The sequence below is a fragment of the Adhaeribacter aerolatus genome (genome assembly GCF_007991635.1).
In the GTDB taxonomy this organism is placed as follows: domain Bacteria; phylum Bacteroidota; class Bacteroidia; order Cytophagales; family Hymenobacteraceae; genus Adhaeribacter; species Adhaeribacter aerolatus.
In genome coordinates, this window is sequence record NZ_BJYS01000047.1 from 1 (window position 1) to 14,441 (window position 14,441).

Below are 14,441 nucleotides of genomic sequence, written 5' to 3' on the forward strand. Positions count from 1 at the left end.
TTACATGAATATTCCGACCCAATATTTGCCCCTAATGCCTTACTTAATTCTGAATGAGGCAAGTGCATTTCTGCAGTTTATGAAAACTGTTTTTAATGCCACGGAACAATTACTATTACCAGCCGATAATAATAAAATCAGGCACGGCGAGTTACGAATTGGCGATGCCGTTATTATGTTTGCCGATGCGACGGAGCAGTGGCAGGAGAAACCGGCGGGTATGTATATTTATGTAGAGCAGGTACCGGAAATTTATGCAAAAGCACTGGCGCAGGGCGCTACCAGTTTAATGGAACCCCAAACGCAGGAATACGGGTTTACGGCTGGCTTTAAAGATGCATTTAACAACGACTGGTGGATTGTGGAGCCCCCAAGAGCATAATTACCTACGGGGAGTCATAACCTTTGGACTCTTAATTTTTAACCTGCGCCTGTAAATTACTATTTTCCGCTTCCAGTTGCCTGATTTTCAATCGCAGCTCCAGGTGGGCCACTACCTGGTTGGCGAGTGACCCCAGCGCCATTTTTTGCGATTCGCTTAATTCGCGTGGAAATTTATCGATTACGCACAAAGTGCCTAGTTTATAACCATCGGCGTTTACCAGCGGCGAGCCGGCATAAAACCGGATATTAGGTTCGCCGAGTACAAAAGGATTCTGGAAAAAACGAATATCCTGTAGTGCATCGGGTATTTCCAGAATATCTGCTTTTTCGATGGCATACTGGCAAAAGGAATGGCAACGGGGAGTTTCTGGCGCTGATATCCCAATCCGGGCTTTAAACCATTGCCGGTCCTCGGTAAGCAAAGTAATAAGCGCAATCGGCGTATCGCAAATATAGGCTGCTAAGGCGGCCAGGTCATCAAACTCCCGCTCGGCGGGCGTATCTAAAATTTTATAAGCCAGCAGCGCTTGCAACCGGTTTTGTTCACTCTCCCCTGCTGTTGTTAAAGTAGCGTTGTCTTCTGTCTTATACACGCCTTTTAATTTTATTCTAAGTAGTAATATAAATACAAATATTAAATTAAGATAATTAATACAGTTAAAATGCATATTTATTCAGCAATTTTAGTCATCTGGTCCCATTTTTTGCTTGGTTTCAGAAAAGTTGGAGAGAGGTACGCCCGACTTTCGCCTTGTTCCCGGCTGATAAAGGTTAAAATCGCAATAGCAAAGTAAAAGCATTACCCGCCGGGACCGGCTTTATTGGCTACCAGATTTTGCTTTGCCCTGCTATTTAGTAATAGCCGATTATTGTATTCTGCTTTATTCTTATTTCTGCGGCAGCCAATCCCTTGTATGCGCTCCCATTATAATTCCGAAATAGTCCAATAATACTTCAGCGGTAAAAAACGAATACATTTTACCAAAATAAACTGGGTTCGGCGTTGAACACTTTACCGGAAAGCGGCGGCAATTTTTGTTACAGAACCGGACAATATTTTGTATCATAACCGAACAATTATAGTTGATTATACAACCAATAAAACTTTTGCTAATAAATACTTACGCTTGTGGCATAATTATAATAGTGAAATGATTGAAAAATAATTTCTGCTTAAAATATTACTGGAAGCGGTGTATTTTTAAAAGCAGGAATTTACAGCCGAAAACATTAAATTTTCTGTTATGCTCCAAAACTATCTTAAAATAGCTATTCGCAACTTGTTGCGGCATAAAGCCTTTTCGGTCCTGAATATTATTGGTTTAGCCGTGGGTATTGCGGCCGCCTTGGTTATATTCCTGGTAGTTTCGTTTGAACTGAGTTTTGATACCCAGCATGCTAAACGCGACCGTATTTACCGGGTGGTAAATGAGTTTAAGCACGCAGCCGGCAAAGATTACCAAACCGGCGTACCTTTTCCGTTTGGCAAAGCTTTGCAAACCGATTACCCCGAACTGGAGAAAGTGGCTATGGTTTTTAACGGGAACAACAACCAGATTTCGGTACTCGACCCCAATGGCAAAGCAGTTAAAAAGTTTAGAGAAGAAATAACCGTTGCATTTGCCGGCCCCGAATATTTCGGAATATTTGATTATAAATGGTTGTCCGGTGAGGCTGCCCAGGCCCTGAATAAACCCAATGCCGTGGTTTTAAGCCGGCGCCTAGCCGAAAAATATTTTGGCAACTGGCAAATTGCTAATGGTAAATTCCTGAAACTCGATAATGAAGCCTTGTTGCAGGTAACCGGTATTCTGGAAGATTTACCCGAGCATAACGATTTAAAAAAGGAAGTAATTGTATCGTATGCCACTATCAGAAGCTTAATCGATGCCGGGGAATTTACGAACTGGCGTAGTGTCTGGAGCGATTCGCAGTGTTATCTCTTGTTGCCCGCCAACACCAGCGAAAAAGCTTTCAATGCTTCCCTGGTAAATTTTTTAAAGAAACACCAGCCCGAGGATAAAAACCATACTTATCTTTTACAGCCGCTCCATGATCTGCACTTTAATCCTAATTATCCGCCGCCTTCGTTCCGCAGCATTAGCAAAGACACCATTCTGGCCTTGGTATTAATAGGCCTGTTTATATTGGTAATTGCCTGTGTTAATTTCGTGAATTTAGCTACCGCTCAGGCTTTGGGGCGCGCCAAAGAAGCGGGCGTACGTAAAGTGTTGGGTAGCAACCGTAACCAGTTGGCGTGGCAGTTCTTAGGCGAAACTTTCCTGATTGTGCTTCTGGCTGTACTGTTAGCCGCCGTGTTAGTACAGTTTATGTTGCCGGTTTTGCAGCCGGTTTCTAACCTGCCCGAAAATTATACGATAACCGACAATGCTTACCTGTGGCTTTTCTTATTGGGGCTAATAGTGGTCGTTACCTTATTATCTGGCCTCTACCCAGCTTTGGTGTTATCGGGTTTTCAGCCCATACAAGCGCTGAAAAGCAAAATGACCATCCAAACCATTGGCGGGGTTTCGTTGCGCAAAGCTTTGGTGGTACTGCAATTCTCCGTTTCGCAGGTTTTAATTATTGCCACCCTTATTGCGGTCTCTCAAATGGATTTTATTCAAACCAAAGACCTGGGTTTTAACCAAAAAGCCATTTTGCTGACCGAAATTCCGGATGATAGTTTAGCCGTTAGCAAAATTGAAACTCTACGCAATCAGTTTGCCGCTTTACCAGGCGTAGAAAAAATAAGTTTTCATTCGGATGCCCCTGCTTCGGGTAATTCTTCCATGACAAATTTCCGGTTCACGAATATGGCCGAGGACGAAGATTTTCCCCTGAGCATGAAGGCGGCCGATGCTACATACTTCGATACGTTTGCCTTGCGGTTTCTGGCCGGTCGGCCTTATGCGGCCAGCGATACGGCCCGGGGAGTGGTAATAAACCAAATGTTACTCGAAAAAACCGGTATTAAAAATCCGGAGGAAGCTATTGGTAAAACTATAAGTATTTCGGGCCGAAAATACCCGGTAGTAGGGGTGGTGCAAAATTTCCACCAGGCCTCGTTGCGCCAGAAAATTGTACCTATTGGTATGGTTAGCCAGAAAAGCAGCTTCCGGCAGGTTGCCCTGAAAGTAACGGGCCATAACCTAAAAGAAACCCAGGCAGCTGTAAAAAATATCTGGTCGGCAACTTTCCCGGACTACGTTTACGAAGCTACTTTTCTGGACGAACGGATAGCCGAATTTTACGAAGAAGAAGCAAAGATGGCCACGTTGTTCCAGTTGTTTGCCGGCGTTGCCATTTTCATCGGGTGCCTGGGCTTGTATGGACTGGTATCGTTTGTGGCCGTGCAGAAAACAAAAGAAATTGGCATCCGCAAAGTGTTGGGCGCCTCGCTTACCAATATTGTGGCCTTGCTTTCGAAAGATTTCTTAAAATTGGTAATATTGGCTAATATTATTGCCTGGCCGCTGGCGTGGTGGGCCATGAATAATTGGCTCCAGGATTTTGAATACCGCACACCCATTGGTTGGTGGATGTTTGCCGTGGCCGGTTTAGGCGCTTTAATTATTGCTTTGGTAACCATAAGTTTTCAGGCAGTAAAAGCTGGTTTGGCCAATCCGGTTAAGGCCCTGAAGAATGAGTAAGTTGTAACTGAATTAGGAGTTCAGCTATTAAAATTAAGCAAAAGATTATTTACCGAAAAGGGTAGTAAATCCGTGGTAGATTTATTCCCCTTTTTAATTACAAGCTATTCGTCTCTCAGTTTGGTCAGCTTAAATCTCACCATTAAGCCTAATTATTTTTCACCTCTTCTGATTAGGCCAAATAAATAAAATTAAGATTTTCTATCTCTCGCTGCTTTAAAGAAGCGAAGCAAGCCGACTGGCTATGGTTTTCTTATAAAAAACACCGAAATGCATTTCGCTTATTCAAGCCATTTTTCCTCCCAAACGAAATACGTTTCAGTCGCACCCCGCTCAATTCGCTGCATTCGCAGTTTTTAGTCCTGGCATAGTACTTGGCAAATAATTAATTGGACAAAAATTTTCATTTAGTTAAACCTACGGATATGCATGACATTGATCGCACCTTAAGAGAACAAGAGTTTGGGAATGAGCTTGAGTTTAATCAGGAATTCGGAAACGAGTTTGAGCAGGAGGCTGGCTATGAATTTGGTCAGGAAACAGGTTACGAATTCGGGCAGGAGTTTATCCAAGAGTTAGGCCAGGAGTTCAGCCCCGAGCTGGAAAATGAATACACCGGTGAATTGGCCGGTAACCTGGAGATGGAACTGACCAACGAACTGCTGACCGTTACAAACGAACAGGAATTAAACCAGTTTGTGGGCAACCTGCTGGCTAAAGCGGCTTCGGGTTTTGTGCAGTCGCCGACGGGGCAAAGTGTAGGCCGGTTTCTGGTAAATTTTGGCAAGAACACCTTGCCGCAGGTAGCCGCCAACCTGGGCGGCCAAGCCGGTGGTGCTTTAGGTGCACGTGCTGGGAAAGCCTTTACCAACCGCTTTGGTGGGGGTATTGTAGGCCAGGCGCTAAGCGGCGGCTTAAAACAAGGCGGTGCTTACCTGGGCAAACAAGGTGGGGCCTGGCTGGGCAATAAAGCCGGCAACTGGGTAGCCTCTAAAGCCCAACGGGTTTTTAACCTGGAGTTTGAAGGTTTGAGCCCCGAAGACCGGGAATACGAAATAGCCCGGTCGTATGTGCAGTTTGCCTCAGAAATAGCCCGGAGAGCCAGCGCGGCTGCCAGAAACAACCCCAGGGTTCGCTTATCAAATCTTTCCCGCCAAATAATTCCGCAGGCGGCGCAACTGTATGCACCAGGCCTCATCAGCGGCGGAGATGGGGCCGCCAGTATAGTAGGGCTGCGCCGGAGAGGAACCTGGGAAAGGAGAGGGAAATCAATAATTCTGTATGAGTATCAATAAGGGAATCAGACCAGAATCTCTTTATCATTTAACCAAATGTATTATTCACTTCTAAAATTTAACCATCATGTACGACAACAGAGAATTAGAATTTGGTAACGAACTGGAGTTCGGAAACGAATTCGGACAAGAATTTGGTCAGGAATACGGAAATGAATTTGGCCAGGAATTTAACCAGGAATTCTTAAACGAATTTCAGGGAGAAAATGAATACCAGGGCGAAAACGAATACCAGGGCGAACTGAATGAAAGCCAGGAACTGGAGTTAGCCAATGAATTGCTGAGTATTAGCAACGAGCAGGAACTGAATTATTTCTTTGGCAAGATAGGCCGGGCCGTCGGCAGATTCGCTAAGTCTTCGGCCGGCAAAATGATAGGTGGGGCCTTGAAAGGGATAGCCAAGAAAGCACTGCCCTGGGCTGCCGGTGCGTTAGGCGGCGCCATAGGCGGACCACTAGGGGCCATGGCCGGCCGGTCGTTAGGAACGATGGCTTCCAAATTATTCGAACTGGAGCTGGAAGGCCTTAGTCCGGAAGATCGGGAGTTTGAGATAGCCCGGGCCTATGTTCGGTTTGCGAGTGATGCCATGCGCAGAGGTGCCTCTATTGCCCGCAGCAACCCGAATGCGCAGCCCAGCCAGATTGCCAGAGAAACGCTGAAGCAATCGGCTACTAAATATGCACCCGGCCTTTTAGCTAAGAATGCAGCTATGGGCGGCCGGCAAAACGGCATGGGCATGATGGGAGCTGGACGACAAAATGGTAATGGCAGTCCTTTAAAAGCTAACCGGGGCAGTTGGGTCAGAAGAGGCAAAACCTTAATTTTATACGAAGCATAATGGCCAGGTCTGTTGCCGATAACCAGTTTCTGGAGAATGAGGCGATTGCTTTATTAACCCGGCTCGACATGGTAAAACCATTTGCCTTGAATACGCCCATGGTGCGGGCCGCGGCTATTTCGGCCGAAGCCCAGAATGCCATTAACGAATTAATAAACAAGGTAAGCCTGGAGGTAAAGCAAAAAGTAAACGGATTTATATCGTGGTTAAAAAGCCCGACCAGTCAGCAAGCAACGGCGGCCGAAGCCCAAACCCGGTATTCCTTACTTAAATTACGCTTCAATAACCTGCTCGACCAACTGGATATTTTCGCGGATGTTTTATCGCAGCGCGGCGAACATAGTACCGGGGTCTGGCTGGCTGGTTTAGATGTAATGGCCATGGATGCGCTGGCTCTGCCCGGTGGTTACTATCATCCGCCCCCTTTGGTGTGTTTCCTCGATAGGGGCCACGGCGCTGCCATAAGGCGGGCCCGCACCCGGTTGCCGGGCGGCGACTCTAACCCGGTGGGCGTGATTCAGGTACCCCGCGAACGGCTGGTAGGCAGTGGTATTGCTTCATCACTCATCCACGAAGTAGGCCACCAGGGCTCGGATTTACTTAACCTGATTGACTCGGTAAGAGGCGCCATTAACCTGAAAGTAAAGCAAGGGCAGGACGTGCTGGCCTGGCAATTACTCAGCCGGTGGATTTCCGAAATACTCTCGGACTTCTGGGCCATGGCCCACATTGGCATTGGCGCTACCACCGGGTTAATAGGTGTAGTGGGTTTACCCAGTTATTTCGTTTTCCGGATAGGCACAGACGGGCCTCACCCTTTTCCCTGGATACGGGTAAAAATCAGTATCGCTTTCGGCAAAGCCTTGTACCCGCACCCGCAGTGGCAATACCTCGAAAAGCAATGGGAATCTTTCTACCCCACCAAAGGGTTGGAACCCGGTAAACTACAGATAATTAATTCACTTGAAAAAGTACTGCCAGAATTTGCCAACTTATTAATCAATCATAAGCCGGCATCTTTAAAAGGAAAATTGCTGAAAGATATTTTCCCCTACAAGGAACGGCAGCCGGCCCGGCTACAGGAACTCTACCAACGCTGGCGACATTCGCCCCAATTAATAGAATCGGCGGCACCAACCCTGGTATTTGCGGTACTGGGACAGGCTAAATCCGACAGAAGCATTACGGCCGGCGAAGAAAGCCGGGTTTTACAACACATGCTCACCCGCTGGGCATTACTGCGCGCACAGCATTACTGTATAACCGGTAAACGGAATATGGTAGAAGCTGTGCAGCAGGGAGAACTCCACTATTCAAAAAAACAACTTCAACTCATATAATTTAGGAGGTTATCATGCAAAAAGACTTAAATGTCATCTTTCCGGAAGAAATAGCCGTCGGGGATGATGTATTTATTTCACTCGTCCTGGAAAAAAGTAAAAGGGATGAAAATATTGACTTTAGTTACCTGGCGGAAAACAGCTCAGGAAACCCCGGGTCAATAGGAAGTTACGCGCATTTGCCGGTATTAAAACTGGTAAATTTCTTATCGAAAGACACTTTAGAAAGCTCTTCAAATACTGGAAAGGCAGGCAGCATAATTTCTTTTAAATCTATCAATCCAAAAGATTCTACGGGGTCAGCTGAAATTGATAGTGACACCAACGCCGTTGAAATAGTATGGCAGTTATCCAATCCAAGTATTTTTCCACGAATAGTTGCCGGAATTTACGAGACAACTGCCACTTTCAGTATTCCAAACAAAGATGGTCAGATTGTTAAAAGAGACGAAATTGCCGGTCCGATCCGGTTTAAGGTAGCCAGTGGTTCTACTACGCCGGTGAATGCAGAACCCGTAAAGGTTACCATGACCGAAGCCAAGCGTATTGACTCACCGGACCAACTGCTGTGGATGCTAATCCGGAACCGTACAATTGATTTTAATAAGTATAAAAACTACATGGAAAGCGTAATGTGCGACGATGTGGTTTACCGGGGAAATACCAACAGACCAACGGCTTTACAGAAAAACGCTTTTGCCAACCGCCTGCCTTTCCATAATGCGGCATCTTATAGCTTGTTAAAATACGCAACGGAGTATTACCTCATGCAGGAGTGCGGATTGGTACCCAATGGCTTGTACGAAAATGATACCGATATTAACTGGGACCTTTTTAATAGCTTCTTAACTACTGAAAGAAATATTGAAGAAGAATTTGGCCGCACCGCCCGCTCTGTAATTGATGTGTCTGAACTAAGAAACAAATATTTAGAAGGGCTCAATGGAGAAGGCGGCTATGCACTGCCCTATTTTAATTTAATCCGGCAGAAATTACAAGAAGTTCCGCTGAAGGAACCCCACGAGTTACCAGATATCATTTTGTATGCTCAAAATGATGGTGTGTTCTTCCCAACCGTAATTCAGGCTCCGGAGGGCTTCCGAATACCCGAAGCGTGTTATGGCATTCAAAAATCAAAACTCCTGGGCCCTTGCATGATTGAATTATTATGGTCGTATTGGCACGAGGAAGCGGGTTTGGTGCAAACCATGAACGCTATTAGTCGTCGGTTTCAGAATGTTCGCAGCAATAGTGTTCGGGATCCTTTGGCTAATTTTAACCTGGATCCGTTGCGGCCACTGAACAACCTTATGTGGGGTTACATAGAAGACGAACGAAACCGCTTAAGCATCACCCGGCGCAACCTGGAATATCAGTACGAATATGGTATTTCATTGATTGGTACCGCTGTTTCGCAAGTTGCCGTAGCCGAACACCGTACCTATTTTATCCGGGCCTTCCACAACCTGTTAAAAGCTACGCTTGATTTTTACAACCAGGCCAACTTTACAACGGTTATACCAGATGGCTTCCCCTTATTAAATCACCTGCGGGAGGTACATTTATTATTAGCCGAAGGCGCCCACAACCAGTACGGCGATTTGGCCTGGACCTCGCGCGTGGAGATGCTTTCGCAACAGTGGCTGCTCTCCCGGCCCGAAATGCGGGAATTTATTGGTGGCCGGATAATGGTACCCTATACCGAAGCCTGGATGGATAAAGTGGATATTATGAAGCAGCTGCAAAATTGGGATGTACCCAATGTGACGCATTTTCATGATTTGGCTGTTTTTGGCGAGCAACTTCTATTATCCATTAGGTTTGGCAGTTGGAACTCCACCACCAGTGTAGGTGCCCAAAATGCGGCTAACTGGGCGCATTACTGGCGCAACGAGGTACAGCGGTATGCCCATGCCTACAATGCCGTTACCGGCGTAGATCTTGGTGCCGATGTGACAGATGCCCGGGTGCAGCTTAGTAACTCCGAAGACCGTTATATCCAGCCAGCCTTCCTGATTCAGAAACAGGCTGCGGTGCAGAAAACAAGGCAGCAAAATGCGTTGCAGGGTAACGGTCTCAGACCCGCTTTGCCGCAAAATGTGCAATTCCCTTCTATCCAGCCGGTAATTCAAAAAAAGTTGAATGGATGATTTCACATCAGCACTATACCTGGGTTTCTGTAACCCGGCGAGTCAGGTACCACCCTGGCAGCAGTTAACTACCGGGGTACCGGCCGCCTTAAAAGAACCATTTATAAATCAGTGGGTGGCCGACCAGGTAGCAAAAATGCAAGGACTGGAAAGGGGCGTAATCTCCCCTTCCTCCTTGCATTTGTTCTGGGATATTTTTGGGCAAGCCGGAGAAAATACCATTATTCTGGCCGATGATAAATTATACGCGGTAGCCAGATGGGGTCTGGAAAGGGCTGTTGCCCGCGGAGCCAGGGTAATTAACTTTAAACACCAGAACCTAGAAGATTTAACGTTAAAACTCCGGCAGTATGTACCCAAAAAAGCTTCTCTTTTGGTAGTTACCGATGGCTGGTGTCCGCACTGTGGTAAACCGGCACCTTTACCTGATTATTTAAGCTTAACCCGGAAATATAAAGGGCTGCTTTTAATAGATGATACGCAGGCATTGGGTGTACTGGGCGCTGAACCAAAGCAAGCGTTGCCTGGCGGAAAAGGCGGCGGCGGATTGCTGCTGTGGTATAATATTAAGGGAGAAGATATTATAACAATTTGTTCTTTAGCCAAAGGATTGGGCGTACCCCTATCGGTTTTAAGTGGCAGCCGGCAGCAGATAGAGAAATTCAAAAATGAAAGCGAAACCAGGGTGCACAGCAGTCCGGTTTCGGCGGCGCATGTCCAGGCTGCGTGCCTGGCTTTAGCTGTAAATAAAAAACGAGGCAATTTGCTCCGGTTGAAGCTGTTTAAAAATGTAAAGCTGTTCCGGGAAAGTTTAGCAAGGTTTGGTATCGCTACGCAAGGAAGTTTTTTCCCAGTTCAGACCCTAAAGCTGCCCGTTAGCACTAACCCATATACCCTATATCAACAATTACTTAGCCTAAATATCAGGGCTTTACTATTAGAGCCGCACTTAGGCAAGAAGCCGGAAATTAGTTTTTGCCTAACGGCCTTACATACGCCGGAACAAATTAGGAGGACTGCCGCCTGCATCAATGAGGCTAACCGAAAATGTGAAAGAAATCTACAAAGCCATGTACAACCATTCACACGTATGCCGTCCGGGCTGTTCATGTAGGCAGCCGGCCTTAACGTCTACTGAAAATTTGGTGCTGCCGGAAGTTAAATTTCCGGGTAAAGCTGGTATTGCCCCTTACGCTGCCAGAAATAAAGGAGGTACGCCGGTAACCCAAGCCCGGGTAGTAATTTTACTCAACGACCGATTACCGGCCTTTACTATCCAAACCACCATCTTGGGCAAAACACCGCATATTACCAGCGGCATTGGTGGGCTTGGCGGTGCCCGCATACCTATCCAAATCAGAGGTAAACGGCAGTATATTTCCTTACCCAGCAGAGGCGAAAGGGGGAATGGCGGCGTTCTGTTTTTACCCGAAGCTGGTAAAAATATGATTCATTTACTTACCTGGAATGTAGGCAGTATGAGCTTAAGCCGATATGGTGGCAACGAAACGCACGCGGAAACGCAATTTTTAAATTGGATAAAAGCGCACCTGAAGCAGTATCCGCAGTTTTTAAATCGAATCAGGGCTATTCAAATATTTATTAACAATAGCCCTTGCGGTAATTGTACTTACGATTTATGTGCTTTTGCCCGGAGGTATAACTTAGGCAGTAAAATTAAAATAACCTGGAAGAAAAACTATAACAAAGGCACCGATAGTACGGCTAATTTTCAGAAACTAAAGCAATGCGGTATCGTGGCAGTATCGCCTACCCAATCGGAGTTACTGGCCGAAATAAAGCCTCAATTGAAAAATTTAAAACTAGCCAAGCAACAACAGCATACTTATATACTGGATAAACGCGTGCATTCAAATAAACTGCAGGCGGTTAACAGAAGAGCAGAACGGCTTATGACAAACAGTTCAAAACCGGCCAGTATGCTGTCGCGGGTTTTTGCCAGCCCACATAATTATACGCGGGTGAAGCAGCTTTTTCAGGGAATAATTGACCAGGGCAACTACCGTCCGCGGCCGGATGGGGGTTACGAAGCAGTTCGCACCTTTAAATTTCCGACAGGGTGGTCGTATGGGAAGCCGGTTAACCGCTTAAAAGCGATTATCGACCAAAAAGGTAACTGGCATTATTACCCGGTTCCTTAGGTGCTTAGTAAATATTAAAATTCGGTAAACATGGCTTCGGTACAGGTGGTACTTTCTTATGCTGAAAAGCAATTCCCAAATTTTGTGGAAGAACTGCAGGATTTTGTTCGGTTCCCCAGCATTGGTACAGATGACCAGTACAAAAAAGAAACAGCAGCCTGCGCTAACTGGTTGGCCAAACATTTAGAATATATTGGCTTACAACAGGTAAAAATATTCTCTACGCCCAGGCACCCTATTGTTTACGGAGAATGGCTAAAGCAGCCGGGCAAACCAACTTTGCTCATTTACGGGCATTACGATGTGCAACCCGTTGAACCTGTTGCGGAGTGGTCATTTCCGCCTTTTAAACCATTTGTGCAGGGCGATTATATTTACGGGCGGGGTGCATCCGATGATAAAGGCCAATTGTTTGCAAATGTGAAAGCTCTGGAAGCATTTCTGAAAACCTATAAGCAGTTGCCGGTAAATATTAAATGTCTGTTCGATGGAGAAGAAGAAATGGGCAGCCCCAGTTTAGCAAATTTTATTCAAACGCATCAGAATTTATTAAAGGCCAATGTAGCGGTGCTGTCGGATATGGCCATGCTTTCTGCGGAACAGCCTTCGCTTACTTACGCTTTACGGGGCAGCTTGAGCGTGGAACTGGAAGTAAAAAGCCAGGCTGTAGATTTGCATTCCGGCAATTTTGGTGGCGCCGTTCATAATCCGTTACAAGTTGTATCTGAAATTATCGCCAAACTCCATGACCAAAACGGCCGCATTACCATACCGGGATTTTATGATCAGGTAAAAACATACACCTCAGCCGAAAGAAATTATATGCGCCACTTTGGACCAACGGATAAAAAAATATTGGAAGACGCCCAAGCCTATAATGGTTGGGGCGAAAAAGGTTTTACGGCATACGAGCGGACTACCATTCGACCGGCTTTGAGTGTAAACGGTATTGTGGGTGGCTACCAAGGAACTGGGGTAAAATCAGTTATTCCGGCAAAGGCCGGAGCCAAACTAAACTTTCGGATAGCGCCCAACCAAGACCCGTATGTTGTCGAAAAATTATTCCGGAAATATATGCAGGAGATTGCGCCGCCCAGTGTGGCGGTTAATATTCGCGCTCACCTGCACGCCAAACCTTATGAACTGAATATACGGGATCCCGCATTGCAGGCTGGTAAACTAGCGTTCCAGAAAGTCTTTGGCAAAGAACCAGTACTCACGCGAATTGGTGGCACCATACCGGCCGTAAGTTTATTTAAAGAGAAGCTGAATATTTCAACCATTCTACTCGGGTTTGGCTTACCCACCGATCGGATTCACGCGCCTAACGAACGGTTTTATTTACCAAATTTTAAAAAAGGCATTAAAACCAGCATCTGGTTTATGACAGCATTAAGCCAAAAAGCGAATTTATCGGGTAGCGTGGTTCCGCGGCAACTACAGAAAACATCAAGCTTCACCTAGTGTTTAGTCAAACCAATAATGCAGGGTATTAATCCCTATCTCTATGGCGCGGATTTACTTCCGTGCCTTTCCTAAGTAGCAAACCGAGCACGGAAGTAACATCCGCGCTAGAAAAAGCCAGCAAATTAGGTTGACTGAACACTAGTTATAAGGCGAATGCAGGATCGTAACCTTAAACAAAATTAGATATGATAATAGATAGCCATTGCCACGCCGGAAAAGGAGACGGTTTAACTGGCCCCTGGGATACCGACGCGCCCTTAGCCGATTACCTAAACTGGGCTACCGAAGCGGGTATTCAAAAAACGGTTCTTTTCGCGGCATTTCATTCGGATTACAGCGTGGCTAATAAAGAGGTAGCGGGCATTGTAAACCGGCAGCCTAAGCAATTTTACGGGTATGTTTTTATTCATCCGGAACGGGACCGCGGCCGGGTATTCCAGATGGTGAAAACAGCGGTGCAGCAGTACAAATTTTGTGGCATAAAAGTGCACCGCTACGATGCCCGCATTACCCGCGAAATCTGCGAAGCCGCCCGGAGTTTTCGGTTGCCGGTTTTGTACGATGTAATGGGCGAAGTATCGGTAGTAGAATTATTAGCCACCCAATACCCCGATGTGAATTTTATTATTCCGCATTTGGGTAGTTTTGCCGACGACTGGAAAGCCCAGCTAGCTTTAATTGACCACCTGGTGCGGCATAGCAATATTTTTACCGATACTTCGGGCATTCGCCGGTTCGATGTTTTAAAATTAGCAGTTAAAAGAGCTGGTGCCCGAAAATTTTTATTTGGCTCCGATGGACCCTGGCTGCACCCGGGAGTAGAACTAGCTAAAATATATGCCTTGCATTTACCGGCCAGGGAGCAGCAAATGGTTTTATCAGGTAATTTTCTGCGCCTGATTGCCAATGTGCAGAACCAGCCCCTAACCGTTCCGAAAACTTCAATGGTGCCGGCTGGTATGCTCACCGCTGAATTCCGGGATCCCTGGCTTCTTAATCAGAATAGCAATTTTGTTCCGAAATAGATAGTTTACTACTCTACGCCGAATGTTTGCTTAATTTAACTAAGTATTTTTCTGTTAAAAATGTTGAAAATTAAGTCCGAAAGCCTATTTCCGGGTAGAAATACTTAAAAATAAGTATAGCAAAGCA

The 14,441-nt window shown here is 46.0% G+C and carries 11 protein-coding genes; 10 read left to right on the top strand and 1 reads right to left on the bottom strand.

Going from position 1 to position 14,441, the window contains the following annotated elements; genetic code table 11:
• Nucleotides 1-382, top strand: a 382-nt coding sequence (locus AAE02nite_RS23205; RefSeq protein WP_246151228.1) for a VOC family protein, incomplete at its 5' end; no start/stop codon positions are given.
• 31 nt (nt 383-413) lie between these two features.
• On the opposite strand, the gene AAE02nite_RS23210 is transcribed toward AAE02nite_RS23205, so the two are convergent.
• Nucleotides 414-977 carry a GAF domain-containing protein gene (locus tag AAE02nite_RS23210; protein WP_218033545.1) on the bottom strand — a complete coding sequence of 188 codons (564 nt, stop codon included), beginning with the start codon at nt 975-977 and terminating at the stop codon, nt 414-416.
• A 651-nt stretch (nt 978-1,628) separates the two neighbouring features.
• Here AAE02nite_RS23210 and AAE02nite_RS23215 point away from each other — a divergent pair.
• The 9 genes from AAE02nite_RS23215 (at nt 1,629) to AAE02nite_RS23255 (ending at nt 14,314) form a co-directional block, all read left to right on the top strand.
• Nucleotides 1,629-4,037: an ABC transporter permease gene (locus AAE02nite_RS23215; protein ID WP_146904079.1), complete on the top strand. Its 2,409-nt coding sequence runs from the start codon at nt 1,629-1,631 to the stop codon at nt 4,035-4,037.
• A 425-nt stretch (nt 4,038-4,462) separates the two neighbouring features.
• Nucleotides 4,463-5,332 (top strand): hypothetical protein, encoded by an 870-nt coding sequence (locus tag AAE02nite_RS23220; protein WP_146904082.1) that lies wholly within the window; start codon nt 4,463-4,465, stop codon nt 5,330-5,332.
• A gap of 67 nt (nt 5,333-5,399) precedes the next feature.
• Nucleotides 5,400-6,170 carry a hypothetical protein gene (locus tag AAE02nite_RS23225; RefSeq protein WP_146904085.1) on the top strand — a complete coding sequence of 257 codons (771 nt, stop codon included), beginning with the start codon at nt 5,400-5,402 and terminating at the stop codon, nt 6,168-6,170.
• Entirely contained in the window at nt 6,170-7,510 is a 1,341-nt protein-coding gene (locus tag AAE02nite_RS23230) for a hypothetical protein (RefSeq protein ID WP_146904088.1), read from the top strand. The genes AAE02nite_RS23225 and AAE02nite_RS23230 overlap by 1 nt, the downstream gene beginning before the upstream one ends.
• Before the next feature lie 14 nt (nt 7,511-7,524).
• Nucleotides 7,525-9,660 carry an 8-amino-7-oxononanoate synthase gene (locus AAE02nite_RS23235; RefSeq protein WP_146904092.1) on the top strand — a complete coding sequence of 712 codons (2,136 nt, stop codon included), beginning with the start codon at nt 7,525-7,527 and terminating at the stop codon, nt 9,658-9,660.
• Entirely contained in the window at nt 9,653-10,774 is a 1,122-nt protein-coding gene (locus AAE02nite_RS23240; RefSeq protein WP_146904095.1) for a pyridoxal phosphate-dependent aminotransferase family protein, read from the top strand. Before AAE02nite_RS23235 ends, AAE02nite_RS23240 begins: the two co-directional genes overlap by 8 nt.
• A complete protein-coding gene (locus AAE02nite_RS23245; protein ID WP_146904098.1) occupies nt 10,692-11,822 on the top strand; it encodes an APOBEC family cytidine deaminase in 1,131 nt (376 codons plus the stop codon). Before AAE02nite_RS23240 ends, AAE02nite_RS23245 begins: the two co-directional genes overlap by 83 nt.
• Nucleotides 11,823-11,852: 30 nt before the next feature.
• Nucleotides 11,853-13,286 (top strand): dipeptidase, encoded by a 1,434-nt coding sequence (locus AAE02nite_RS23250; protein WP_146904101.1) that lies wholly within the window; start codon nt 11,853-11,855, stop codon nt 13,284-13,286.
• Nucleotides 13,287-13,474: 188 nt separating this feature from the next.
• Entirely contained in the window at nt 13,475-14,314 is an 840-nt protein-coding gene (locus AAE02nite_RS23255; protein WP_146904105.1) for an amidohydrolase family protein, read from the top strand.
• The last annotated feature ends 127 nt before the right edge of the window (nt 14,315-14,441 follow it).

What these genes read in the sequence shown, in the direction of transcription:
- AAE02nite_RS23215 (WP_146904079.1), top strand. Translation starts at nt 1,629, where the DNA reads ATGCTCCAAAACTATCTTAAAATAGCTATTCGCAACTTGTTGCGGCAT.
- AAE02nite_RS23220 (WP_146904082.1), top strand. Translation starts at nt 4,463, where the DNA reads ATGCATGACATTGATCGCACCTTAAGAGAACAAGAGTTTGGGAATGAG.
- AAE02nite_RS23225 (WP_146904085.1), top strand. Translation starts at nt 5,400, where the DNA reads ATGTACGACAACAGAGAATTAGAATTTGGTAACGAACTGGAGTTCGGA.
- AAE02nite_RS23230 (WP_146904088.1), top strand. Translation starts at nt 6,170, where the DNA reads ATGGCCAGGTCTGTTGCCGATAACCAGTTTCTGGAGAATGAGGCGATT.
- AAE02nite_RS23235 (WP_146904092.1), top strand. Translation starts at nt 7,525, where the DNA reads ATGCAAAAAGACTTAAATGTCATCTTTCCGGAAGAAATAGCCGTCGGG.
- AAE02nite_RS23240 (WP_146904095.1), top strand. Translation starts at nt 9,653, where the DNA reads ATGGATGATTTCACATCAGCACTATACCTGGGTTTCTGTAACCCGGCG.
- AAE02nite_RS23245 (WP_146904098.1), top strand. Translation starts at nt 10,692, where the DNA reads ATGAGGCTAACCGAAAATGTGAAAGAAATCTACAAAGCCATGTACAAC.
- AAE02nite_RS23250 (WP_146904101.1), top strand. Translation starts at nt 11,853, where the DNA reads ATGGCTTCGGTACAGGTGGTACTTTCTTATGCTGAAAAGCAATTCCCA.
- AAE02nite_RS23255 (WP_146904105.1), top strand. Translation starts at nt 13,475, where the DNA reads ATGATAATAGATAGCCATTGCCACGCCGGAAAAGGAGACGGTTTAACT.